Annotated in this window: 23 protein-coding genes; 12 read left to right on the forward strand and 11 right to left on the reverse strand. The window is 53.6% G+C overall.

Going from position 1 to position 22,735, the window contains the following annotated elements:
- Positions 1 to 46 precede the first annotated feature (46 nt).
- Entirely contained in the window at positions 47 to 940 is an 894-nt protein-coding gene (locus CWM57_RS03565; RefSeq protein WP_100631902.1) for a LysR family transcriptional regulator, read from the forward strand.
- Between the two features lie 4 nt (positions 941 to 944).
- Here CWM57_RS03565 and CWM57_RS03570 read toward each other — a convergent pair whose 3' ends face one another.
- The 3 genes from CWM57_RS03570 to CWM57_RS03580 form a co-directional block, all read right to left on the reverse strand.
- Positions 945 to 1,538 carry a LysE family translocator gene (locus CWM57_RS03570; protein WP_100631903.1) on the reverse strand — a complete coding sequence of 198 codons (594 nt, stop codon included), beginning with the start codon at positions 1,536 to 1,538 and terminating at the stop codon, positions 945 to 947.
- A gap of 145 nt (positions 1,539 to 1,683) precedes the next feature.
- Positions 1,684 to 2,373 carry a VIT family protein gene (locus tag CWM57_RS03575; RefSeq protein WP_074385938.1) on the reverse strand — a complete coding sequence of 230 codons (690 nt, stop codon included), beginning with the start codon at positions 2,371 to 2,373 and terminating at the stop codon, positions 1,684 to 1,686.
- Between the two features lie 53 nt (positions 2,374 to 2,426).
- Positions 2,427 to 3,008 carry a cytochrome b/b6 domain-containing protein gene (locus tag CWM57_RS03580; RefSeq protein WP_074386202.1) on the reverse strand — a complete coding sequence of 194 codons (582 nt, stop codon included), beginning with the start codon at positions 3,006 to 3,008 and terminating at the stop codon, positions 2,427 to 2,429.
- A 97-nt stretch (positions 3,009 to 3,105) separates the two neighbouring features.
- On the opposite strand from CWM57_RS03580, the gene CWM57_RS03585 reads away from it, so the two are divergent.
- Positions 3,106 to 3,387, forward strand: coding sequence for a hypothetical protein (locus tag CWM57_RS03585; RefSeq protein ID WP_176713413.1), 282 nt, complete (start codon positions 3,106 to 3,108; stop codon positions 3,385 to 3,387).
- Positions 3,388 to 4,077: 690 nt separating this feature from the next.
- On the opposite strand, the gene CWM57_RS03595 is transcribed toward CWM57_RS03585, so the two are convergent.
- On the reverse strand, positions 4,078 to 4,989 hold the full coding sequence (locus CWM57_RS03595; RefSeq protein ID WP_074385940.1) for a LysR family transcriptional regulator: 912 nt from the start codon (positions 4,987 to 4,989) through the stop codon (positions 4,078 to 4,080).
- A gap of 101 nt (positions 4,990 to 5,090) precedes the next feature.
- Here CWM57_RS03595 and CWM57_RS03600 point away from each other — a divergent pair, with 101 nt between their 5' ends.
- From CWM57_RS03600 to CWM57_RS03610, 3 genes are all read left to right on the forward strand, one after another.
- The gene (locus tag CWM57_RS03600; RefSeq protein ID WP_061154682.1) at positions 5,091 to 5,495 is read left to right on the forward strand and encodes a carboxymuconolactone decarboxylase family protein; all 405 of its coding nucleotides are present in this window, start codon (positions 5,091 to 5,093) and stop codon (positions 5,493 to 5,495) included.
- Positions 5,496 to 5,787: 292 nt separating this feature from the next.
- Complete coding sequence (locus CWM57_RS03605; protein WP_077268392.1) at positions 5,788 to 6,420, forward strand: histidine phosphatase family protein; 633 nt, start codon at positions 5,788 to 5,790, stop codon at positions 6,418 to 6,420.
- A 67-nt stretch (positions 6,421 to 6,487) separates the two neighbouring features.
- Positions 6,488 to 7,417: a LysR family transcriptional regulator gene (locus CWM57_RS03610; protein WP_100675631.1), complete on the forward strand. Its 930-nt coding sequence runs from the start codon at positions 6,488 to 6,490 to the stop codon at positions 7,415 to 7,417.
- On the opposite strand, the gene CWM57_RS03615 is transcribed toward CWM57_RS03610, so the two are convergent.
- A complete protein-coding gene (locus CWM57_RS03615; protein ID WP_100675632.1) occupies positions 7,404 to 9,098 on the reverse strand; it encodes a thiamine pyrophosphate-binding protein in 1,695 nt (564 codons plus the stop codon). The genes CWM57_RS03610 and CWM57_RS03615 overlap by 14 nt on opposite strands.
- Positions 9,099 to 9,391: 293 nt before the next feature.
- On the opposite strand from CWM57_RS03615, the gene CWM57_RS03620 reads away from it, so the two are divergent.
- Positions 9,392 to 9,862, forward strand: a complete 471-nt coding sequence (locus CWM57_RS03620) for a GNAT family N-acetyltransferase (protein WP_050887873.1) — start codon at positions 9,392 to 9,394, stop codon at positions 9,860 to 9,862.
- 155 nt (positions 9,863 to 10,017) lie between these two features.
- Here the strand turns inward: CWM57_RS03620 and dcp are convergent, their stop codons facing one another.
- A complete protein-coding gene (gene dcp, locus CWM57_RS03625) occupies positions 10,018 to 12,063 on the reverse strand; it encodes a peptidyl-dipeptidase Dcp (protein ID WP_100631909.1) in 2,046 nt (681 codons plus the stop codon).
- Between the two features lie 130 nt (positions 12,064 to 12,193).
- On the opposite strand from dcp, the gene ydfG reads away from it, so the two are divergent.
- The gene (gene ydfG, locus CWM57_RS03630) at positions 12,194 to 12,943 is read left to right on the forward strand and encodes a bifunctional NADP-dependent 3-hydroxy acid dehydrogenase/3-hydroxypropionate dehydrogenase YdfG (RefSeq protein WP_061154691.1); all 750 of its coding nucleotides are present in this window, start codon (positions 12,194 to 12,196) and stop codon (positions 12,941 to 12,943) included.
- Positions 12,944 to 13,034: 91 nt separating this feature from the next.
- On the forward strand, positions 13,035 to 13,721 hold the full coding sequence (locus CWM57_RS03635) for a GntR family transcriptional regulator (RefSeq protein WP_008805006.1): 687 nt from the start codon (positions 13,035 to 13,037) through the stop codon (positions 13,719 to 13,721).
- A 51-nt stretch (positions 13,722 to 13,772) separates the two neighbouring features.
- Here the strand turns inward: CWM57_RS03635 and CWM57_RS03640 are convergent, their stop codons facing one another.
- The 4 genes from CWM57_RS03640 to CWM57_RS03655 all read right to left on the reverse strand — a co-directional run bounded on the left by CWM57_RS03640 (position 13,773) and on the right by CWM57_RS03655 (position 17,982).
- Positions 13,773 to 14,204, reverse strand: coding sequence for a universal stress protein (locus tag CWM57_RS03640; protein WP_008805007.1), 432 nt, complete (start codon positions 14,202 to 14,204; stop codon positions 13,773 to 13,775).
- A gap of 268 nt (positions 14,205 to 14,472) precedes the next feature.
- Positions 14,473 to 15,936 (reverse strand): mannitol dehydrogenase family protein, encoded by a 1,464-nt coding sequence (locus CWM57_RS03645; RefSeq protein ID WP_100631910.1) that lies wholly within the window; start codon positions 15,934 to 15,936, stop codon positions 14,473 to 14,475.
- Between the two features lie 285 nt (positions 15,937 to 16,221).
- Complete coding sequence (locus CWM57_RS03650; RefSeq protein WP_023322553.1) at positions 16,222 to 17,505, reverse strand: MFS transporter; 1,284 nt, start codon at positions 17,503 to 17,505, stop codon at positions 16,222 to 16,224.
- Between the two features lie 114 nt (positions 17,506 to 17,619).
- The gene (locus CWM57_RS03655; protein WP_162493261.1) at positions 17,620 to 17,982 is read right to left on the reverse strand and encodes a YnfA family protein; all 363 of its coding nucleotides are present in this window, start codon (positions 17,980 to 17,982) and stop codon (positions 17,620 to 17,622) included.
- A gap of 108 nt (positions 17,983 to 18,090) precedes the next feature.
- On the opposite strand from CWM57_RS03655, the gene CWM57_RS03660 reads away from it, so the two are divergent.
- Both CWM57_RS03660 and speG read left to right on the forward strand, forming a co-directional pair.
- Positions 18,091 to 18,432 carry a DUF1283 family protein gene (locus tag CWM57_RS03660; protein WP_004206035.1) on the forward strand — a complete coding sequence of 114 codons (342 nt, stop codon included), beginning with the start codon at positions 18,091 to 18,093 and terminating at the stop codon, positions 18,430 to 18,432.
- A 78-nt stretch (positions 18,433 to 18,510) separates the two neighbouring features.
- Positions 18,511 to 19,071 carry a spermidine N1-acetyltransferase gene (gene speG, locus CWM57_RS03665; protein WP_008805012.1) on the forward strand — a complete coding sequence of 187 codons (561 nt, stop codon included), beginning with the start codon at positions 18,511 to 18,513 and terminating at the stop codon, positions 19,069 to 19,071.
- On the opposite strand, the gene CWM57_RS03670 is transcribed toward speG, so the two are convergent.
- Positions 19,065 to 19,775 carry a YnfC family lipoprotein gene (locus CWM57_RS03670; protein ID WP_049165718.1) on the reverse strand — a complete coding sequence of 237 codons (711 nt, stop codon included), beginning with the start codon at positions 19,773 to 19,775 and terminating at the stop codon, positions 19,065 to 19,067. The genes speG and CWM57_RS03670 overlap by 7 nt on opposite strands.
- A 101-nt stretch (positions 19,776 to 19,876) precedes the next feature.
- Between CWM57_RS03670 and CWM57_RS03675 the strand changes: the two genes are divergently transcribed.
- Together CWM57_RS03675 and ynfE are read left to right on the forward strand one after the other, a co-directional pair.
- Complete coding sequence (locus CWM57_RS03675; RefSeq protein ID WP_008805014.1) at positions 19,877 to 20,146, forward strand: DUF1161 domain-containing protein; 270 nt, start codon at positions 19,877 to 19,879, stop codon at positions 20,144 to 20,146.
- 150 nt (positions 20,147 to 20,296) lie between these two features.
- Positions 20,297 to 22,732, forward strand: a complete 2,436-nt coding sequence (gene ynfE / locus CWM57_RS03680) for a selenate/tellurate reductase subunit YnfE (RefSeq protein WP_100675633.1) — start codon at positions 20,297 to 20,299, stop codon at positions 22,730 to 22,732.
- The last annotated feature ends 3 nt before the right edge of the window (positions 22,733 to 22,735 follow it).

A 22,735-nucleotide genomic window follows, 5' to 3' on the forward strand; every position in this document is an offset into this window, starting at 1 on the left:
TTGCTGGCTCTACGCACAGCATGACTGAGTGAACACAGGACTGTAAATGATCGATGACATCCGCTACCTGATAGTATTTGCCAAAATTGTAGAACGAGGTTCAATCTCAGGTGGCGCCGCAGCGTTAGGCCTGACGACCGCCACGGCAAGCACACATTTATCCAGACTTGAGAAAAACCTCAATAGCGCCTTGCTGTACAGAAATACGCGGAAGATTTCACTAACCCAGGATGGCATCAGTTTGCTGGAGACCGCCAGATCGATGCTGGAGTTGTATGAAAAGGGCGTCATTGAATTTAAACAACGCTCTATTTCTACCGTCGGCAAGCTGCGCATTTCCCTCCCTGCTGTTTTTTTAAACGGCCCATTCACCCGCCATCTCGCGAATTTTATTAAAGAAAACCCGGATATTTCCCTGAGTATTTCTTATAGTGATCTGCGTGAGGACATCATCGCCGATAGCATTGATGTCGCCTTCCGTATTGGCGAACTTCCCGACAGTTCACTCAAAGCAAGGCATCTATTTGTTCTGCCACGACAACTGGTAGCGTCAAAGGGCTTGCTCATGCAGCACAAGCCCATTAACCATCCCGTTGAGCTGGGATCCCTGCCGTGGATTGGGTTAACAATGAGAGAAAACATTCGAGAGTTCAGGCACAAAAACGGCGAACTGGCGGTCATTAAGTATGCTCCTATGGTATGCGTTGATAACATTGAAGCTGCCTATGTTCTTGCCAAACAAAACATAGGATTTGCCGTACCTCCCCGTTTCCTCTGCGAAAATGATGTTAAACTCGGGGAGATGCATGAAGTACTTCCTGACTGGTCATTAGAGCCGCTAAAAGTTTATGCCATTTGGCCTGCCAATATATCAACCAGCAGTGCTGCCTATAAATTAATCAATTACATTTATAACTCCATGGAACAACATAAGCTTTGAACAGTTAAAATAATTGTGGATAAAGCATATAGAATGCGATAACGCATAAAAAACCGCCCATCAATAAATTAAAGATGCGGATTTGTGTCCTTCCCTGAAGAAATATTGACATTTTATCACCAAACATTGCCCAAATGGATAATGAGATATAACAGATAAAAAAGTAAATAATAATAAAAAGTATTAGCGGCAGACTGGTTGATGGCTCAGAAAACAAGGTCGTTCCAGAGGTACAGGCAGCCCAGGCTTTTGGGTTGAGCCATTGCATTAACACTCCCTGAACAAATCCGGGGGCATTTTCTTTTTTTAATGACCAATCAGGGTGTGATGTAGCAATTTTATATCCCTGATACAGTATAAAAATCGAGCCGAGAACATTCAGGTATTTGAAAAATTGTGGATGCGTGGCAATGACTGTGTATACCCCAAAACTAACAAAGATAAGTAACAAGGTGAAACCAAGCGTCGCACCGGATACGAAGGCGAATGTTTTTCTAAAGCCATGTATAACACCGGAAGAGATAATGACCATATTGACCGGGCCAGGCGAAAACGACAGAGCCAGAGAGTACAGAAACATAGTAGCAATCAAAACCATTTTTTCATCCACTTTTTCAATAAAAGATATCGGTGTAGCGAAACTTATATAACAAGTTATTTCGCTATATTTAAAGACTACCCCGATATGGACGTTAGATTAAATGGCTCTTTCTCTAAAGGTGTGTTTGATAATTTAGCGATTTTTACAACAGTACCTGCCCGGCTATACGCCCAATCCCCATCGAAAAAAGCATGGCCAGCGTGCTCCAGAACGTAATTCTGCTGATAGCTCTGACAGGCGGTGCGTTACTCACCATGGAAGAGAGATAGCCAAGAGCAGCCAGTGAAAAGAGAGTGGAAAGGAAAATAGCGATAAAAATCAGTTTTGCTGGCGAAAGCACTGCAACGATCAAGGGCAACCCCGCCCCGGCTGAAAAACTCACGGCCGAAAAGAGGGCCGCCTGCAAAGGTCGCGCAGAATGAGTGTCCGTTAGTCCCAGCTCTTCGCGGGCATGAGCCTCCAGGGCGTCTTTGGCCATGAGCTGCTCTGCAACCTGGCGGGCAAGCGCAGGCTCAAGTCCGCGCTGGATATAAAGAGACGTCAGTTCCCGCATCTCTCCCTGATAATCTGCGTCCAGCTCACTTTTTTCCTCGGCAAGCGCGGCGGTTTCCGTATCCGCCTGGGATGATACCGAAACATATTCCCCTGTTGCCATCGACATGGCTCCAGCAACCAGCCCGGCGACACCGGCCAGCAACACGCCCGAAGGGCTGGTATTTGCAGACGCCACGCCGAGCACCAGGCTGGCGGTAGAGACAATCCCGTCATTCGCCCCGAGTACCGCCGCCCTTAACCAACCGACTTTTTCAATGCTGTGTCGTTCAAGATGCATGCCTTTTTCCTTTTAATACGCATCCTCATCGGGATTAGCGAGAGAGCACAAGATTACTCCACAACGGGGTGTTTCCTTTGACTGCGAAAGGTGAGGAAGATATGCAGCAATCCCATCGCACCATGTGCCCAGAAATAGGTTTCAATGAACACCGTCAGAAATTTATGCAAATGCAGGACCGCTTCTGCCAGCGCCGATGACGCCCCTGGCGCAATGTCCAGTACAAACCAGAGCCCTCCACAGAGTGCGACCGCCAGCAAAGCAAGTACGCCAAGCCCCTGGATCATCGCCGCTATGCCACCGGCATGTGCTTCAGGAAGACGAAATGTCATTAGCATTTTAATGTCTTCAACTACACCGCGAAAATCAAGGGACAACCAGGCAAAATAGTAACGAAACCCACGTTGTTTAAGCATCCATACCAGCATCACTACACCAAGAACAATCAGCGCTAATCCAGAGATAACATGGAACCATGTCACGACCCCGGTCAGAGATACGTCGCGAAGCGCCTCACTTTCGGTGAGATTAGAGCTAATGATCTGCAATAGAATCAGGGTGGCGACAATAATATGCAGCAGGCGGAAAAAAGGGATGTCTTTGTGCGGTAGCGCATTGCGTAGTTTTTCGTTCATCATTTGGCCATTTTATGAGGGGATCGGCCACATCAGTATTGCGTCTGTTTGTTAACGCAACCTTAACGCCTTGATATTGAAATGCACTGAATGATGTGTGAATAAAAGGCAAACCATACCGTCTATCTCAGCAGCTAATAGCATCCATGGACTTACTCGTGAAACTGATGCACCTGTCTCCTCCGCCTTATTTCCTTATGGAGCGACAGAAGAAGCCGCTGCCTCAATGCTGGCCAAAGGGGTAAACATTATCGTGGTTCGTTTGGCGCTGGCTCATGTTGATCCTGGTGCTCCAGGCAAAGCTACCCAGATTCAGCCAGGTTGGTTACCGGATGGACCTGGTTTGCCAGAAGACTTACGTAATATGAATAAAGGCTAAACAGAGCATTTTCAACCAAAAGTCTTAGCCTTCAACACACGAATTAATAATCGTCCTGTTGAAGGGTCCCTCCTGTGAACGCGCATAGCGTGTGCTTTAAAAACAGGCATATAGCTTTTCCTGAAGAAAGGGAGAAACACAAGCAACAGAATCCCTGCGCCAAATGCAGCCAAACCATGTAACCAGTCAATCATAGTCAACGGTATGAGGAACAGGCAGTAGTGCAAAACACAGAATACCGTCGTGCATGTCTTCGCCCATCCAGGGACTAAAACATTTGGATCCGCTTCGTAAAATTTATTCTTTCTGAGAATGTCCTCAGAGGCTATCCGCATGCCTACGAACCAGAACAAAGGGAGGTACGTCGCTGAAAATAGAGACAGCACAATAATATTCCAATCAGACACTCGCGCACTTCCTTATTCATTGCTTCCCTGGATAAAAATCATTAGCGCGAATATATCCTTTGAACGATATAATCCACGCTCAGATGGCTTTATTTCATCTGGTATAATACACTACGATGAGAAACATACCGAGCAATCTTATGCAAAGTCAAGATTAAAAAGTGACGCGCGCTCGGGAGTGTTCAGGAACAGAGGCGAATTATTACGTCTTATCAACGTCAGATGGTGCCTCTCTGCCACCGACGCGGCATTCGGTCAACCGTAGCCGCGTACAATTCATTATTTATGAAAGGTTCAATGCGTAGAGTGATGCACTGAAATTTTTCAATAAAAAATCAACGTATAAACGGATTTTTGGTAACTGTTGACGGTTTGCAAAGGTCAATATATGCACTGGCTTAGCTAATGGTTGAAATTCAGACATCAGAGGCAGCAGTCGGCCATTTTGCAAATCTTCAGCCAACAGGATCTCGGGTTGCATAATAATTCCCAATCCATTCAATGCTGCCCTTCGCAATGCTTCCCCATTGTTACAGGTCATCGTGATGTTTACCGGAGATCTGACAGGTTTGCCTTCCCTCTGAAGTGTCCATTCATTCGCTGCAATGGGATGGGCAAACCCAAGACATCGATGATGGCATAATTCTTCAGGTGTTATGGGTTCCCCTGCCCGTTTTATATAGGCCGGAGAGGCACACATGACTGACCGGTATGGCGCTATCGGACGGGCAACAAGTGTATTAACATGCAGGAGCTCACCAATCTTAATCATGACATCCAAACCTTCATCTGCCATATCCATCGATTTATCGCTCAGCACCAGGTCTACTGCCATATCAGTCCATTCAATAAGAAACTGAGCAGTAACAGGCGAAAGCGCATGGACACCAAAGGAGACTGGGCAACCTACTCTCAGTTTTCCACGTGGCTTCTGGTGAAGAGCAAATGCCTGTGACTCGCTATCTTCAATATCAGCTAATATCCGGCGGCAACTCTGATAATAAACCTGACCAAAATCGGTCAGACTTTGCCGACGCGTTGTGCGATTAAGTAAGCGAACGCCGAGATGTTCCTCTAACGCTTTGATATGTAGCCCAACCATGGTTCCGCTGATTCGCATCTCTTCAGCAACAGCGCTAAAGCTGCCTCTGTCCACGACGCGGACAAACACCGCCATACTTTCCAGTTTATTCATTATTATCAAGCCTGGCTTGTTAAAGATAAAAACATAACGCTGTTTATCAAATTTCACCAGCAGGTTTTAATCTGTTTTCACTTAGTGCGGGAGGGTTAAAAATGATGACCAATACAGAGCTCCGTGAGCGAGGAATGAGATTGTTTAATGAGCTGTATGGAAATGGTGCGGGAGAAGAACTACGAAAGGACATGGCCGATTTGTGCCCTGATTTTACTGATATCTCGATCGAATGGGCTATGGGAGGCATCCTTGCACGCCCGGGGCTGGACGCTAAAACGCGGGAGCTGGTTGTCATTGCTTCCTGTGTCACTCTGGGTCATACAGTTCCACAATTGAGGGCGCACGCTCAGGCAGCGCTAAATGCAGGGGCAACCAGAGAAGAAATCATCGAGGTTGTCCTGCAATTACTGTTTTATGCAGGAGGCGCCGCGGTGCGCAATGCACTCGTCAATATACGCGATATTTTAAATGCTGAGTTAAACGTCGAAGCGAAAATGTCCTGAAGAAAATTGCTGTTTGCCATTCTAGCCATCCCATTTGACAAGCGTGCTGGCTCGGGTCATTGTCTGGCGCGTTTTTTTGGATTGTCTGCATCACATTCCTAACCGGGCGTCACTGATTTAGGGAATGGGATGGCTCACTCGATTTCAGAGACGGTATCTCATCACGACATACTGTCAGATACAAGGAAAGCGGGGAGGCAGAATCTGTCTTCGTTCAGTGCTAAAAATCCCACTCTATTAAAGGGATTTGTCTAAACTGTAGCAGTTAAATCAACACCATAATGGCCATTTAATGATGCAAGTGATACTTGTTCGACACGCGGAAACAGAGTGGAATATAAAAGGAATGATTCAGGGACAGAGTGATAGTGCGTTAACCCCTCGGGGGGAGCGCCAAACATTAGCTTTACTTGCCGCGTTTGCAGCGAGTGATTACCGGGTAGACTGCGTTTACACGTCTCCGCTTGGTCGTGCCTGGCAAATGGGACAGCGCCTGGCTGACCGTTTTCGTTGCCCATTGATAGCTGAGCCGGCCCTCAAAGAACAGGCCTTTGGCCAGTTCGAAGGTATGTTAACGTCACAACTCATGCAACAACGTCCCCACGATGCGCATGCGTTATTCACTCATGATGCCGAGTATTGCCCGCCAGAGGGAGAGTCATTAGCACAAGCAACCCGACGAGTGACAGGTTTCATACAAAACCTACAAGAAACCACAGAACATCAGCGCGTCTGTATTGTCACGCATGGGCAAGTCAGCCAGGGCGTGCTGGCGGTGCTTAAAGAAGGAACTATTGAAAACTTTTCGCGGTACGCTCACCCTAATGCAAGTTACTCGGTGTTCGATTTCCGGGATGGGAAATGCATAGCAATCAGATGGGGAGTGGCCACACACCTGCTTCAACTTGAACGCCAGAACGCTTAATTTCATATGCCTCTCTGCGGCAAACAAGTGATACCCTGGAAGGTATGAACCTGCTTCAGGAATGCTTATGAAACCGACCCTTAATCAGTTGATTAACTTTTGCACTGTTGCTGAAACCGGAAACATTGGCAAAGCCGCCAGTAAACTTAATATTTCGCAGCCTCCCTTAAGCCGGCAAATAGCCCAGCTGGAAACTATCCTCGGTGCAAAGCTATTTAACCGGGCCGCTAAAGGGGTCAGTTTAACCCTTGCCGGTGAGCAATTTCTGCTGGACTGTCGCGCAATGCTGGCAATGCTGGAGCAGGCCTGTAATAACGTACGGGCAATAGAATCAGGGCAGAAAGGGGTTCTGAAATTAGGCGCAACAATGTATGCCAGCTATAGCGTTGTGCCGCATGTTGCGATGCAGCACAGGAATACCTGTTCCGACGTGGAATTGCATTTTCAGGAGAGGGTCCCCTCTGATTTACATGCCGCATTACAGGATGGCAGATTGGACGCGGCAATTAGCTTCTCCGAGACGGCCACACCGGGAATTCATTCACTGGTGCTCTTGCGTGAGCCGCTCATCGCCGCCCTTCCTGCCAACCACCCTCAGGCTCAACGCGAGCATTTCAGACTTGAATCACTCTGTGATGACCCGTTCATCACGGTTCCGCGCCAGAGCGCGCCGATGCTCTATGATTCCATCCTTCATCAGTGCCTCAAAGCTGGATTTAGTCCGCAAATAGGTCTGGAAGCCTCCGTGCAGCAGACTGTGATGAATTTTGTGGCCCATGGTGTTGGTGTCGCGCTTATTCCTGCCAGTATGGAAAATGCTCAATTACGTGGTGTGGTTTACCGGAGGCTGGAAAATCCGAATATGGTGGAGAATATGCTGATGTGGTCGGCAAAAAACACGAATCCGGCTTTACCGGGTTTTGTGAACCTGTGCCGCAGTATCAGGGATAACTGGATGCGGCACAGTCCGGACAGATTAACGATTAACTTTTACTGATGATGATTTCGATCACGTTAGGCTTGCCACTCGCCAGCGCGGCCTCAACGGCCGGGGCGATATCGCCGGCACGGATAACTTTTCGGGTCTCCAGCCCCATCGATGCACCCAGTGCCTGATAATCCACTGCCGGATTAACCAAATCCATTGCGATGAAGCGATCTGTTTGGGCCGACGTATAATCTGCCTGAGAACGCATGAAGTTTTTCAATACGTTATATTCCGTATTATTCATGACAATAAAGGTGACTGGCAGTTTTTCATGTGCGGCCGTCCAGAGAGCCTGAGGGGAGTACATCGCCGCGCCATCTCCCACAAAGCACACCACAGGCGCTTTTCCCAAACCGAGTGAATAGCCGACAGCCGCGGGCATTCCCCATCCCAGGCCACCGCCGCGTAAAAAGGCATATTGATCCGCACGGTGACTGTTGAGAGATTTGCGAAGCGAGCCGCTGGTGGCAATCGCCTCGTCAACAATGGCCACATCTGGTCCGATCGCCCTTGCTGCCTCAAATGCCGCCACCAACGGCGTAATTACCGTAGCAGATTGTTGTTCCTGAACCTGTCCGAGCAGACGTTCTTTGCTTAATTCAAACTCATTAACCGCCTTTTCAAAACGGCGTTGATAATCACGGCGATGGTTTGCCGTGGCTTTCTTCAGTTCAGGTAGCAGTGACATTAACGATGATTTAATATCGCCAACCACGGAGAGTTCACTACTGTAGGTGCGTCCCAGGTCGCCTGCATCAGCTGATAACTGGAACACTTTACACTGGTCCGGCACTGCCTGACCTTCGGTATAAAGAATAGTGATAAGCGACTTACCGCCAAGGGCAAAAATAGCATCGTACTGGCTTAATGCTCGGTTAATTTCCGTCGCTTTCGTGGACAGATTGCCCCGCCAGAGAGGGTGTGCTGTTGGATAGGGGATCCGGTTCGGCCATGTTGAACCGTACACGTCAGCGGCAAGCATCTCAGCAAGAGCAACAACCTCATTGGCCGCTTCACTTTGATAGATTTCGTCGCCGGCAATCAGTGCGACGTTACCCGGAGTAAATGCCGCCAGCTTACTCGCCAGCAAAGGTAACGAACCCGCGACTGCATTGCGGTCGATAGTAGAAGGCGCGCCGATGCCGATAGCACTCATCGCCTCCATCACATCCATCGGAAGCGACAGGAAAACGGAGCCTTTCGGTGCAGCGTCAGAATCGTGAAAGGCCCGGCGAACTAATACCGGTAGCTGATCAACGTGGGTAACCTCCTGTGACCATTTCGCGAACGTTTTACCCATACCGACCAGATCACCCAACAATAATGGGTCGGTTGTCGTGTGGCGTGAATCCTGCTGCCCCGCCGTCACCACCAGTGGTGTCTGTGAGCATTTTGCATTCAACAGATTTCCCATGCCGTGGCCTAAACCACCGGCGGTATGCAGATTCAGAAAGCCTGGTTTTTTTGCTGCCTGCGCATAACCGTCCGCCATGGCGACTGCACTCGCTTCCTGCAGAGCTAACACGTACTGAATTGACGGTTTTCTTAACAGCGCATCCATAAACGGCAGTTCGGTTGTCCCCGGATTACCAAATACATATTCCACCCCTTCACTTTCCAGAACTTCTAACAATACATCACCGCCACGGCGTGCATTGGCGTTCTGGACTTTAGTTATTGCGTTACTCATAGAATGATCACCTCTGTCTGGGTATTCGTTCGCCCTGTCTGGCGGGTGATTCAATCTTAATCACGGGTCTAACCCCCTTTCCAATACTATATTGATGCCCAGCTATACCCTTTTAGGTATGGGAAGTCATGCGCTGTCCGCCAGGAGATGGAAAGTGTTCTGCGTCGAAGCGCTGGCTCCACGCTCCGTCTGCACAGGACCAGGCGCGGACTTTACTCTTTTGCCAAACAGAGTTGAAACGAACCCGTTTCATGATAAATCTATAAAGATAATAAGACGAAAAGGAAGAACAAATGAAAATCAGACTTGCTGTACCAGAAGAGGCAGAGGAATGTTGGAATATAAGGAACCTTTCTATCCGGGAAGGATGTAAGCCAAGTTATAGCGCCAAGGTACTTGAAGCCTGGACACCCGAAGCGATGCCTGAACATTACAGGGAGGTAATTACGGAAAATCCTTTCTTTGTTGTCGAGCTGCCAGATACAGGATTGGTGGCAACGGGGTATCTGGATCTTACCGAGGGTAGCGTAGAAGCTATTTTTACATTGCCGGATTTTTTTGGTAAAGGTTTTGCTAGCCTGATTATTGAAACGATTAAAGAAGAGGCGATGACAAGAGGGCTGAAACAGCTAACCCTGACCTCAACACCAAACGCGCAAACTTTCTACGAAAAGCATGGCTTTATGTTTATCAAGGAAACGACATCCCCATCAAGACTTGCCCAAACAGATCTACGTTGCATGGATATGTCCATCACACTATAAATTTGAGCTACGTGAAAAAATGGGGCTCTATCCTCCTGCAAATTTTCCCTGGTTTAAGGATTCATTTTCGGAAAGACTTTTGCAGCGGTTTTGCCGAAAAAATTGGATAAAAAACCGGGCATCGCGCCCGGTTATCGTGCCAGCCCGAAATGGCCCTACGCATTCAACCCGCGATTTTTCAGCATCGGCTCAATCTGTGGATCGTGCCCGCGCCACTGGCGATAAAGTTCAGCTAAATCAGTGCTATTGCCGCGCGACAGAATCGCTTCCCGGAAGCGCTGACCGTTCTCACGGGTCAAACCGCCGTGCTCCACAAACCACTGATAGCCGTCGTCGGCCAGCATCTGGGTCCACAGATAGGCGTAATAACCTGCCGCATAGCCGCCGCCAAAGATATGGGAGAAATAGCTGCTGCGATAGCGCGGCGGAACGGCCGCCAGATCCAGGTGTTCTTCCTGCAATATCTTCTGCTCAAACCCATCCACGTCCGCCGGTATTGCCGAGGTCGACAGGCTATGCCAGCGCATATCAAGCAACGCAGCAGCCAACAACTCGCTCATGTCGTACCCTTTATTGAAGGTTGCCGCACGCAACATATTGTCGCGTAGCGCTTCCGGCATCGGCTCCCCGGACTGGTAGTGCTTCGCGTAGTGGGCAAACACCTGCGGCTGGCTGGCCCAGTGTTCGAAGATCTGCGAAGGAAATTCGACAAAATCGCGCGGGGTATTGGTTCCGGAGAGACTGGCGTAACGCTGGCTGGCGAACAGCCCATGCAGGGTATGGCCAAACTCATGGAACAGAGTGATCACCTCATCCCACGACAACAGCGCACTCTGCCCTGCCTGCGGCCGGGCGTAGTTGCAGACATTGTAGATAACCGGTCGCTGCTCCCGCAGGGTAGACTGTTCGACAAACACATCCATCCAGGCACCGCCGCTCTTTGAGTCGCGAGCGTAGTAGTCACCGTAAAACAGCGCCATCCCTTCGCCGTTGTGATCGAAGATCTCCCAGACCCGAACATCCGGGTGATAGACGGGGATATCGAAGCGCTCGACAAAGCGGAGGCCAAAGAGCTGCGTGGCCGTCCAGAAGACACCATCCTGCAGCACGCGCTCGAGAGCAAAATAGGGTTTAAGCTGCGCATCATCAATGGCAAAGGCAGCTCGCCGCACCTGTTCGCTGTAATAGAGCCAGTCCCATGCCGCGGCGCGAAACGCCCCGCCCTCGTTGTCAATCACCTGCTGGATGTCAGCCAGCTCTCGTTCCGCCCGCGCCCGCGCTGCCGGCGCGATCCGGCGCATAAAAGTTAATGCCTCCGCCGGAGAGGCCGCCATTTGATCGGTCAGCGCCCAGCTGGCGTAATCGGCCGCGCCCAGCAGCTCCGCCTGCTGCGCGCGGATCGCCGCCAGTCGCAGCACCAGGCGACGTGTATCATGCTCATCGCCCTGCTGATTGCGCGTCCAGCCAGCGGCAAAGAGATTCTCCCGCGTCTGTCGGTCGCGCAAAGAGAGCAGCGGCGGCTGCTGGGTGGTATTGGTCAGCGTCAGCAGCCAGCGGTCACTGAGCCCTTTTTCCTGCGCCGCATCGGCCGCCGCCGCTATCTCCTCATCCGCCAGGCCATCCAGTTGATGTCGGTAATCAACCACCAGGCCACCGCTTTTGGCCGCCCCCAGCAGCCGCTGCTGAAACTGACTTTGCAGGGTCGCCGCTTCGGTGTTCAGCGTGCGCAGCACCGCCTTCTGCGCCGGCGCCAGGGTCGCCCCGGCATGAACAAAACGTTGCCAGGTGAGGGTCAGGAGACGATGAGATTCGCTGTCTAACGCCAGCGCGTCACGCTGCTCATAGACGCTGTTCACTCGCTGAAACAAGGCCTCGTTAAGCCAGATGTCATTCCCCAGCTCGGCGAGCTCAGCGGAAAATTCTTCATCCAGAGACTGAATGAACGGGTTGGTGTGGGCGCCAGCCATGGCGAAAAAGACCCGCGTCACTCGCGCCAGCAGCTGTCCGCTCTGTTCAAGGGCCTCAAGAGTGTTGGCAAAATTCGCCGGCTCCGGGCTGTCGATTATCGCGCGGATCTCCGCGCGCTGCTGCCGGACACCCTCATCAAACGCCGGGCGGTAGTGGCAGTCCTGGATGAGATCAAACGGGGGTGCCTGGTAAGGCAGCAAACTGACGCTAAAAAAGGGATTTTGTTCAGACATCTTTCTCTCCTGCACAGGCTAATCCTGTAAGATTAGGCTTCTCCTTAAGGGGTCGCAATGATTTCCGTTACCGGTCGCCGTCTGTGCGTGCTATGGTATGAAAACACAAAAAGCGTTGAGGAACAGTAAGATGATTATCATGGTTACCGGTGCCACTGCCGGTTTTGGTGAAAGTATTACTCGCCGTTTCGTCGCTAACGGCCATAAAGTGATTGCCACCGGACGTCGTGAAGAGCGCCTGAAGACGCTGAAAGACGACCTCGGTGATAACCTTTATATCGCCCAGCTTGACGTCCGTAACCGCGCCGCCATTGAGACGCTGATTGCCGATCTGCCCGCTGAGTGGCAGGCGATTGACGTCCTGGTGAATAACGCCGGTCTGGCGCTGGGTCTGGAGCCGGCTCACCGCGCCAGCGTGGAAGACTGGGAAGATATGATCGACACCAATAATAAAGGGCTGGTGTACATGACCCGCGCGGTCCTGCCGGGTATGGTGGAGCGCAATCGCGGGCATATCATTAACATTGGCTCCACGGCAGGCAGCTGGCCTTATGCCGGGGGCAACGTCTATGGGGCGACCAAAGCCTTCGTCCGTCAGTTCAGCCTGAATCTTCGTACCGACCTGCACGGCACCGCGGTGCGCGTCACCGACATCGAGCCGGGTCTGGTGGGAGGCACCGAGTTCTCCAACGTCCGCTTTAAAGGTGATGACGCCAAAGCCGGGAAAACTTATGAGAACACCGAAGCCCTGACGCCGGAAGATGTGACCGAGGCGGTCTGGTGGGTGGCCACCCTGCCGAAGCACGTCAACATCAACACCCTGGAGATGATGCCGGTGAGCCAGAGCTTTGCCGGACTCAGTATTCACCGTCAGGGCTAACCGTCAGCCACCCGGCCTGCGGGCCGGGTATGGGCGGAACCGCAAAAAACGCGTAAAATAGTGCGCATAATCCCTTAAAAAGTAACCATCAATGGCCGCAGAATCGCAACTGAATCCGACGCAACCCGTCAATCAGCAAATTTATCGCATCCTCCGCCGGGATATCGTTCACTGCCTGATCCCGCCTGGCACACCGCTGTCCGAGAAAGAAGTCTCCGTGCGTTTCGATGTGTCGCGTCAGCCGGTGCGCGAGGCCTTCATCAAGCTGGCGGAAAATGGGCTTATCCAGATACGTCCCCAGCGCGGCAGCTACGTCAATAAAATTTCCTTGTCGCAGGTGCGCAATGGTTGCTTTGTCCGCCAGGCGATTGAGTGCGCGGTGGTCCGCCGCGCCGCCGGCATGATTAACGATGAGCAGGTTTATCAGCTGGAGCAGAATCTCCATCAGCAGCGTATTGCCGTCGACAGACAACAATCAAACGACTTTTTCCTGCTTGATGATGAGTTTCACCAGAAGCTGTCGATCATTGCCGATTGTCAGCTGGCATGGGATACGGTGGAAAATATTAAAGCCGCCATCGACCGCGTGCGCTACATGAGCCTGGACCATATCACCTCGCCGGAGATGCTCCTGCGTCAGCACCATGAGATTTTCACCGCGCTGGAAAAACGCGACGCGGAGGCAGTAGAGCAGGCAATGAATGTCCATCTGCATGAAATCAGCGAGTCCGTGTTACTGATCCGCCAGGAGAACCGCGACTGGTTTAGCGAAGATTAATGGTCAGACGGCTGCCCAGCGTGGCTGACGCAGCCGTCGTGATTGAGGGGATTAACGGACGACCAGCACCGGCGTTTTGGCGTAGCGCAGAATCGACTCGGCGTTGGAGCCCAGCAGATGGGTGGAGATGCCCGGTTTGCGGGAGCCAACCACTATCACATCGAACTCTTCGTTATTACTGATAGCCAGAATTTCGTCGCGCACGTTACCAAAGACCACCCGGGTATGGATACGCGACATCGGGATGTCGAACAGTCGCGCCACCTCGCGCATCTTTTTCTCCGACTCTTCTTTCATATAGGCTTCAAATTTACGAATATCCGCCGTAAAGCCGCGTAATAGTGAACGACTGCTGTTCGGCAGAACGTTGAGCAATGTGATTTCACCGTTTTCTGCAGTGGCGAGGAATTCCGCGTGACGCACAGCTTTATCGCTTAAATCCATTTCAAAGACATCAACAGGCAATAAAATTTTTTTATACATGGCCCGTACTCCTTTTCCAGAGAAAGTTCTTTTTCAATGACTTAACTATGCCATTATGGCAGTAAATTACCAGCCATTATTCGGAAAAATAACAGCTAATTATCTTTAGTAAATCAGGGAAATATAGAGTTATGTATAGACATTGCGTTCGATCATCTTTTCAGCGCGCCAAAACCGATCGACAGCCAAAAAAAAGGAAATATCAGCGGAAGGTAGCAGAGATGACAAAATAGCCGGTGTCGACGACGAGGCCGACACCGGAAGCAGATTATTGCTCGGCAGCCCACGCGGCGACGGTGGCTTTAGCCCCCTGCCGCTGCAGCGCCAGATAGGCGCGGGTCACCGCCGAGACGAAACGGGGCTCCTGCGGCAACGCCAGGCCGAAGATCGCCTCAATACCCAGCAGCGCTTTCACCCGCGCTTCACCCTCGGCGCTGGCCGCCACCGCCTGTTGGATAACCGGCAACAGCGGATCGCAAATCTCAATCGGCTGGCCGGCATCGTCAACGCCACCGACATAGCGCATCCAGCCCGCCACACCGAGCGCCAGCAGCGTGAAATCTTGCTGGTGCGCCAGATGCCAGCGTACGGAGTCCAGCATGCGCTGCGGCAACTTCTGGCTGCCGTCCATCGCTATCTGCCAGGTACGGTGCTTCAACGCCGGATTGCAGTAGCGGTCAATCAGCAGACTGGCGTAGCGCGGTAGATCCACCCCCTGCACTTTCAGCGTCGGCGCCTGTTCGTCCAGCATCAGCGCCAGCGCCGCGCGGCGGTAGCTGTCGTCCTGCATACAGTCATTGATGTGCTGATAACCGGCCAGATAGCCCAGATAAGCAAGGAACGAGTGGCTGCCGTTAAGCATCCTCAGCTTCATCTCTTCAAAAGGCACCACATCGGCGACCAGTTCCGCTCCCGCTTTTTCCCACTGCGGACGTCCGGCAACAAAGTTATCCTCAATCACCCACTGACGGAAAGGTTCGCAGGCCACCCCGGCCGGGTCGCGCACGCCAGTCAGTTGCTCAATTTTATCGAGGGTTTCCGCGGTAACGGCCGGGACAATGCGGTCCACCATGGTCGATGGGAAGGTGACGTTCTGTTCAATCCAGGCCGCTAGCTCCGCGTCCAGCGCCCGGGCGTAGGCGCAGACGACATTGCGCATGACGTGACCGTTTTCCGGCATGTTGTCGCAGGACATCACGGTAAAAGCCGGCAAGCCTGCCGCCCGACGGCGGGCCAGAGCCTCCACCACCACGCCTGGCGCCGATTTTGGCTGGTGCGGGTTGTGCAGATCGGCGACGATCAGCGGGTGCTCGAGCTGCAGCTCGCCGCTGGCCGGCGAATGACAATAACCTTTCTCGGTAATGGTCAGGGAGACAATGGCTACCTGAGGCTCACACATCGCCGCCAGCACCGCTTCGAGGCCATCAACCTGGGCGTGCAGCGCCTGCTTCACCACCCCAACCACGCGTGCGGTCCAGGCGTCGGCGGACATTTCGGCCACAGTGTACAGCCGATCCTGCTGGCGGAGGTCGGCGATCTGCTGCTCGCCGCCGATAAGATTGACTTCGGTATAGCCCCAGTCGCTGCCATGTTCACTGGCAAGAATATCGGCATATACCGCCTGATGGGCGCGGTGGAATGCGCCAAAACCAAGGTGCACGATACGGGGGATCAGCGCGCTGCGATCGTAGCCTGGCAGCATGGCGTTGGCGGTTAAAAGGGTGTTTTCCATGATGACTCTCGTTGTTATGTGTCTCATCAACCATTCTCGGGGAGAACTCTCGAGGAGAATGCCTTTGTGTCTCAACCATCGCACGCAATTGGTATAACATCTTTGATTTCTGTCAACTACCATACAAGAAGATGCAGACGGTCGCTGCCGGGAGTGAACCGTCACAGAATCATCGCTGATGGAATGGGAAACAGTCGCCGCGAGGAAATATAAGAAGTCGACGAAAGACACACCGGCCACGCGTCCCTGCGGGCCTGTCACTTAGCCGGGAGTCCGGTCTGGCGGTTAGTCGATACGGGTTTTAACGATAAAGAAGTAACACAACGCCCCGGTGAAGGTCACGCCGGCGGCGATCACCAGCGCCAGATTAAAAGAATGGGTGGTATCCACCACCCAGCCGGTGACGATCGGCGCAAAGGAGGCAAACACAAAGCTGCCAAAGTTCTGGATCGCTGCCACCGAAGCCACTTTATGCTCCGCCACCAATACCTGCACCAGCCCCCAGGCCGACGTCCCGGCAAAATGGACGCAAAACAGCGCCATGGAGATAAAAGCCACCGCCTGGGTCGGCGTGGAGGATTGTACCACCAGCAGGGTGCCCAGGGCCGACAGCACCAGACCGATCACGATCGCCGTTTTGCGGGTTTTCGCCAGATCGTAACCTCTGCGCGCCAGGGCATCGACCACCAGGCCGTTGACCCACATCCCCACCGCCGCGGCAAGGAACGGGATCGCCGCCACCCAGCCGGTACGGGCCAGGCTTAACCCTTGCTGCGCCTGCAAATAGCCGGGCAACCAGGCGATATACAGCCAGCCGGTGTAGTTCACACCGGAAAAGCCCAGAATCATCCCCCAGGTGGTGCGCCGTTTAAACAGAGCCAGCCATTCGCTAAATTTCAGCGCCGGGCGGGCCACCTCCTCGCTGGCCAGATACTGCTGCTCCTCTTCCTGAAGGGTGAAGTGCCGGCGATTTCGGTAGCCCACATACCAGCACAGACCGACCACGATACCGGCTAAGCCAATCACCACAAACATCGTTCGCCAGCCCCAGGCCAGTTGCATAATAACCAGAGCCGGTGGCGCAATGGCCTGCCCCAGCACCGTCGAGGAGTTAAATATCCCCACCGCCGTACCGCGCTCTCTTTGCGCATACCAGTCATTGATTGATTTCACACCGGCGGGCATAAATGGCGCTTCACCAATCCCGAGGCCAATGCGCAGCAGAATAAAATGCGAGAACGAATTGACCATCCCGGTCAGGGCCTGCATTGCGGACCAGAAAATCAGTCCGGCGCCGAGCACAATGCGCGGTCCAACGCGATCCAGCAATATTCCCGACGGCAATTGTGCGAAGCCGTAGGAGAGCGAAAAGGCGGAGAGCAGCACCCCAAACTCGGTGGCGCTGAGTCCCAGGTCGGCGCGTATCGCCTCCCCGGCGACGCTCAGCGAAGAGCGGTCAAGAAAGTTGACGATACCGGCGATAAACAGCAGCGTCAGGGTGATCTTCTGCACCCGACGGATACGCAGCGGCGTCGCCCCCGTCCGGGCGGCAAGTGTCTCGATAGCCATCGTTGTTCCTTACAGAGTCATAACAAAAGAGAATGTCTGATAAGTAAGGCAACAGGTCGACTACCATACAAGAATTAAGGTTTAAAAAAGTGGCAGCGATCACACAAGGCGAGCTCAGGCCCGCCCCCAGCCCGCCACGATGATCAGCATGCCGCACAGGGCGATGATCGCCCCGGCCCAGTCGTAATGGCTGAGCTTGACGCCATCCACGACCCGCAGCCAGAGCAAGGCGGTACAGACGTACACCCCACCGTAGGCGGCATAGACCCGCCCGCTGGCGGCAGGATGGAGCGTCAGGAGCCAGACGAACAGCGCCAGCGCCAGGCCGGTGGGGATCAACAGCAGCGGCGTGGCCCCGCGCTTTAACCATAGCCACGGCAGATAGCAGCCGATGATTTCGCACAGGGCGGTGGCAAAGAACAGGAGCGTTGTTTTGAGCATTAAAAGATTCGTAAATGAGACAAAGCGTTGAACCATTCTACGCGATAATGGCTTCTGCCCCACGCTGTTTTGTCGGCTATGCCCGGCAAAAGAGCTGTAGTAAACTTAACCTGAGGGTTAACCCATCACTTAAAGGAAATCGTGATGAACATGACACTGAACAAACGCTGGTGCCTGACCGCCATTCTGGCGTTGAGCGCCGTGGTCTATACCTCCAGCTCCTTCGCCGCCACCGACCGGCTGGTGATTGAATCTGGCGACAGCGCGCAAAGCCGTCAGCAGGCGTCGATGGAAAAAGAGCAATGGAACGACACCCGCAGCCTGCGCCAGAAGGTCAATAAGCGGGCGGAAAAAGAGTGGGACAAAACCGATGTCGCCTTCGACGCGCAGGATAACTGCCAGAAAAGCGCCAACGTCAACGCCTACTGGGAGCCGAACACCCTGCGCTGCCTTGACCGCCGCACCGGCCGGGCAATCAATCCCTGATCCGCTTCCTGTCAACGCTGGCGCCTGCGGGCGCCGCCTTTCATAACGCGCTGTTCAGCTTTAACCACAGGATTACCCATGACCGACGCGCTACACGTCAAACTCCGCCCCCTCGAACGGGAAGATTTGCGCTTTGTCCACCAGCTCGATAACAACGCCAGCGTCATGCGCTACTGGTTTGAAGAGCCGTACGAGGCCTTCGTTGAGCTCTCCGATCTGTACGACAAACATATCCACGATCAAAGCGAGCGTCGCTTTGTGATCGAATGCAATGGCGATAAAGCCGGGCTGGTAGAGCTGGTTGAAATCAACCATGTTCATCGGCGGGCCGAGTTCCAGATCATTATCTCACCGGACTTCCAGGGAAAAGGCCTTGCCACTCGCGCGGCGCGGCTGGCCATGGACTACGGTTTTACGGTGCTTAATCTGTATAAGCTGTATTTGATTGTCGATAAAGAGAATGAAAAAGCGATCCATATTTACCGCAAGCTCGGCTTTATCGTCGAGGGTGAACTCATCCATGAGTTTTTCATTAACGGCGAGTACCGCAACACCATTCGCATGTGTCTGTTCCAGCACCAGTATCTGGCCGAACACAAAACCCCAGGACCGGCCCTGCTGAAGCCGACGGCTCAGTAATAATCAATGCGGTTCTTGATGGTGTAATGGCGTGTCAGCGGCGGCTGCACGCTTTCATCAATCACCTGCAGCTCACAGCTCAGCGGATTGTCGTGGCGATCGTAGTCGCAGGTCTGGCGTACCGTGCCCAGCGTGCGTTCGTTGAAGGTGCTGATGGCGGTATAGTCCATTTTCTTGCGCGGATCCTTCGACGGCGTGGAGGCGACGGTAAATTGCTCTTCTTTGGCGGTGGTGGTTTTTCCCAGCGGATAGCCATCGCTGTCATAGCGGTAGGTGGCGGTGGTCTCTTTGCCACGGGCACTGATAATAAAACCGTTATCATCCGTCTCCCAGCTCACCCCGGTGGCAGGCATCTCTGCCAGCTGACACTTGCCCTGCAGGCGCAGTCGCTTCTCGTGGGTGCGCCCATCGACGTAATAGTTGGCATCCAGCAGCAGCGTGGCGCCGGTATTGTTCTCCACATCTTCCAGGGTCAGCAGATCAAAACATCCCTCTTTTGACAGCTGAGCGCTCACCTTTTTGACCACCACATCGTGTTCATCCAATAGCGTCTGGCTAAAATCTTTCACCGGCCCGCGCAGCGGATCGAACTCAAACTCATTGGAAAAACTCGCCATCTCGGGGGTGAAGGCTTCCGGGGCGCTTTTGCGGTCGCACGCCGTCAGCAGCAGCGCTGCCGGGATCAGCCAATACAATCTTTTCACAGGCGATTCCTTTTGTGTACATCAGATCATATTAGCAAATACAATTGTTTACACCAGTTCTGCTATGCTTAATTCTGGATAACATCGATAAGGAGTGTAAGATGAAACTATCCCTCTGGACAGGCGCCGCGCTACTGCTGTGCTCCACGACCGTGCTGGCGGCCCCAGACTCTTGTGAACGGGTTAAAAGTGACATCCAGCAGAAGATCATCAACAATGGCGTACCGGAAACTGCCTTCAGCCTGGCCATTGTGCCAAACGATCAGGCAGACCAGCCCGGTGTTCAGGTGGTCGGCCATTGCGCCAATGACACCTTCAAAATCACCTATACGCGTAACAGCGACAGTCCCGCCGAAAACGACGCTCAGTAAGCCCTCTTCGGTTTCAAATGAAAGATCTTATCCCTGCATTGACCAGGGATAAGATCGGCTGGCTACCCATAATGTATTATCGCTCACCCCTGCGTCTGTTAATGACGTGGCGGCCCTTCTCCGCACAGCATAACTATCATGGAGTGAGCAATGTCGAATCAGGAATCCCCCGGCGGCGTCACCCGACGCGCGCTACTCAAATCCACAGCCCTCAGCTCTCTGGCGCTGGCCGCCGGCGGGCTTACCCTGCCCTTTACACTGCGTAGCGCCGCGGCAGCAGTACAACAGGCTACCGGCGACAACACCCGCGTCGTCTGGGGCGCCTGTTCGGTCAACTGTGGCAGCCGCTGCGCCCTGCGGCTGCACGTGCGGGATGATGAAGTGGTTTACGTCGAAACGGATAACACCGGCGACGACCGCTACGGCGACCACCAGGTCCGCGCCTGCCTGCGCGGGCGCTCGATTCGTCGGCGCATCAATCACCCGGATCGCCTTAACTATCCCATGAAGCGCGTCGGCAAACGCGGGGAAGGCAAATTTGAACGCATCAGCTGGCAGGAGGCGCTGGATATCCTCGCTGACCGCCTGAAAAGCACCGTTGCCCAGTATGGCAATGAAGCCGTGTACATTAACTACTCTTCGGGGATCGTCGGCGGCAACATCACCCGTTCGTCGCCTTCAGCGTCGCCGGTAGCGCGGCTGATGAACTGCTACGGCGGCTCGCTTAACCAGTACGGTACCTACAGCACCGCACAGATTGCCTGCGCGATGCCCTATACCTACGGCAGCAACGACGGCAACAGTACTTCGGATATTGAAAACAGCAAGCTGGTGGTGATGTTCGGCAATAACCCAGCGGAAACCCGGATGAGCGGCGGCGGCATTACCTGGTATCTGGAGCAGGCTCGCGAGCGCTCTAACGCGCGGATGATCGTTATCGACCCGCGCTACACCGATACCGCCGCCGGACGGGAAGATGAGTGGATCCCTATTCGTCCCGGCACGGACGCCGCGCTGGTCGCCGGTATCGCCTGGGTGCTGATAAACGAGGATCTCGTCGACCAGCCATTCCTCGACAAATACTGCGTTGGCTACGATGAGAAAACGCTGCCGGTCGGGGCGCCGGCAAACGGTCACTACAAAGCGTATATTCTTGGCGAGGGCGACGACGGCGTCGCCAAAACACCGCAGTGGGCCTCGCGTATTACCGGCATCCCCGCCGATCGCATCATTAAGCTGGCGCGCGAAATCGGCATGAGTAAACCGGCTTATATTTGCCAGGGCTGGGGACCGCAGCGCCAGGCCAACGGCGAACTCTCCGCCCGCGCGATCGCCATGCTGCCGATCTTAACCGGCAACGTCGGCATCAACGGCGGCAACAGCGGCGCCCGCGAATCAACCTACACCATCACTATCGAACGTCTGCCGGTGCTGGAAAATCCGGTAAAGACCGCCATCTCCTGCTTCACCTGGACCGACGCCATCGCTCGAGGCCCGGAGATGACCGCCACCCGCGACGGCGTGCGCGGCAAAGAGAAGCTGGATGTGCCGATCAAGTTCCTGTGGAACTACGCGGGCAACACCATCATCAACCAGCACTCCGACATCAATAAGACCCACGAGATCCTGCAGGACGAAAGCAAGTGCGAGACCATTGTGGTTATCGACAACTTTATGACCTCGTCGGCGAAATACGCCGACCTGCTGCTGCCCGATCTGATGACCGTTGAGCAGGAAGATATTATTCCCAACGACTATGCCGGCAATATGGGCTATCTCATTTTTATCCAGCCTGCTACCTCGGCGAAGTTCGAACGCAAACCGATTTACTGGATCTTAAGTGAAGTCGCGAAACGGCTCGGCGACGACGTGCATCAACGTTTTACCGAGGGGCGCACGCAGGCGCAGTGGCTGCAGCATCTGTATGCCAAAATGGTGGCGAAAGACCCCGCGCTACCTGGCTACGACGACCTGAAGCAGATGGGCATCTACAAGCGTAAAGATCCGAACGGCCACTTCGTCGCCTATCGCGACTTCCGCCGCGATCCTGAAGCGCATCCGCTCAAAACCCCGTCCGGCAAAATTGAAATCTACTCCAGCCGGCTCGCCGAGATTGCCGCCCACTGGCAGCTGGAGAAAGACGAAGTTATCAGCCCGTTGCCGGTCTACGCCTCCACATTTGAAGGTTGGGACGATCCGCTGCGCAGTCAGTATCCGCTGCAGCTGTTTGGTTTCCACTATAAAGCGCGCACCCACTCCAGCTATGGCAACGTCGATGTATTACAAGCGGCCTGTCGCCAGGAGGTGTGGCTCAATCCGCTTGACGCGGAAAAACGCGGGATTAAAAACGGCGATATGGTGCGCGTCTTTAATCAGCGCGGCGAAGTCCGTCTTCCGGCGAAAGTGACGCCACGCATCATGCCGGGCGTGTCGGCGATGGGCCAGGGCGCCTGGCACGACGCGAATATGGCCGGAGACCGGATCGACCATGGCGCCTGCATGAATACGCTGACCACCCACCGCCCGTCGCCGCTGGCGAAGGGGAATCCACAGCATACCAACCTGGTCGACATAGAGAAGGTTTAAGGA

Source organism: Klebsiella sp. G-Nf4 (genome assembly GCF_002810615.1).
Taxonomy (GTDB): domain Bacteria; phylum Pseudomonadota; class Gammaproteobacteria; order Enterobacterales; family Enterobacteriaceae; genus Klebsiella; species Klebsiella variicola.

Coding starts and splice junctions, on each gene's coding strand:
- CWM57_RS03565 (WP_100631902.1), top strand. CDS start 47: ATGATCGATGACATCCGCTACCTGATAGTATTTGCCAAAATTGTAGAA.
- CWM57_RS03570 (WP_100631903.1), bottom strand. CDS start 1,538: ATGGTTTTGATTGCTACTATGTTTCTGTACTCTCTGGCTCTGTCGTTT.
- CWM57_RS03575 (WP_074385938.1), bottom strand. CDS start 2,373: ATGCATCTTGAACGACACAGCATTGAAAAAGTCGGTTGGTTAAGGGCG.
- CWM57_RS03580 (WP_074386202.1), bottom strand. CDS start 3,008: ATGAACGAAAAACTACGCAATGCGCTACCGCACAAAGACATCCCTTTT.
- CWM57_RS03595 (WP_074385940.1), bottom strand. CDS start 4,989: ATGAATAAACTGGAAAGTATGGCGGTGTTTGTCCGCGTCGTGGACAGA.
- CWM57_RS03600 (WP_061154682.1), top strand. CDS start 5,091: ATGATGACCAATACAGAGCTCCGTGAGCGAGGAATGAGATTGTTTAAT.
- CWM57_RS03605 (WP_077268392.1), top strand. CDS start 5,788: ATGATGCAAGTGATACTTGTTCGACACGCGGAAACAGAGTGGAATATA.
- CWM57_RS03610 (WP_100675631.1), top strand. CDS start 6,488: ATGAAACCGACCCTTAATCAGTTGATTAACTTTTGCACTGTTGCTGAA.
- CWM57_RS03615 (WP_100675632.1), bottom strand. CDS start 9,098: ATGAGTAACGCAATAACTAAAGTCCAGAACGCCAATGCACGCCGTGGC.
- CWM57_RS03620 (WP_050887873.1), top strand. CDS start 9,392: ATGAAAATCAGACTTGCTGTACCAGAAGAGGCAGAGGAATGTTGGAAT.
- dcp (WP_100631909.1), bottom strand. CDS start 12,063: ATGTCTGAACAAAATCCCTTTTTTAGCGTCAGTTTGCTGCCTTACCAG.
- ydfG (WP_061154691.1), top strand. CDS start 12,194: ATGATTATCATGGTTACCGGTGCCACTGCCGGTTTTGGTGAAAGTATT.
- CWM57_RS03635 (WP_008805006.1), top strand. CDS start 13,035: ATGGCCGCAGAATCGCAACTGAATCCGACGCAACCCGTCAATCAGCAA.
- CWM57_RS03640 (WP_008805007.1), bottom strand. CDS start 14,204: ATGTATAAAAAAATTTTATTGCCTGTTGATGTCTTTGAAATGGATTTA.
- CWM57_RS03645 (WP_100631910.1), bottom strand. CDS start 15,936: ATGGAAAACACCCTTTTAACCGCCAACGCCATGCTGCCAGGCTACGAT.
- CWM57_RS03650 (WP_023322553.1), bottom strand. CDS start 17,505: ATGGCTATCGAGACACTTGCCGCCCGGACGGGGGCGACGCCGCTGCGT.
- CWM57_RS03655 (WP_162493261.1), bottom strand. CDS start 17,982: ATGGTTCAACGCTTTGTCTCATTTACGAATCTTTTAATGCTCAAAACA.
- CWM57_RS03660 (WP_004206035.1), top strand. CDS start 18,091: ATGAACATGACACTGAACAAACGCTGGTGCCTGACCGCCATTCTGGCG.
- speG (WP_008805012.1), top strand. CDS start 18,511: ATGACCGACGCGCTACACGTCAAACTCCGCCCCCTCGAACGGGAAGAT.
- CWM57_RS03675 (WP_008805014.1), top strand. CDS start 19,877: ATGAAACTATCCCTCTGGACAGGCGCCGCGCTACTGCTGTGCTCCACG.
- ynfE (WP_100675633.1), top strand. CDS start 20,297: ATGTCGAATCAGGAATCCCCCGGCGGCGTCACCCGACGCGCGCTACTC.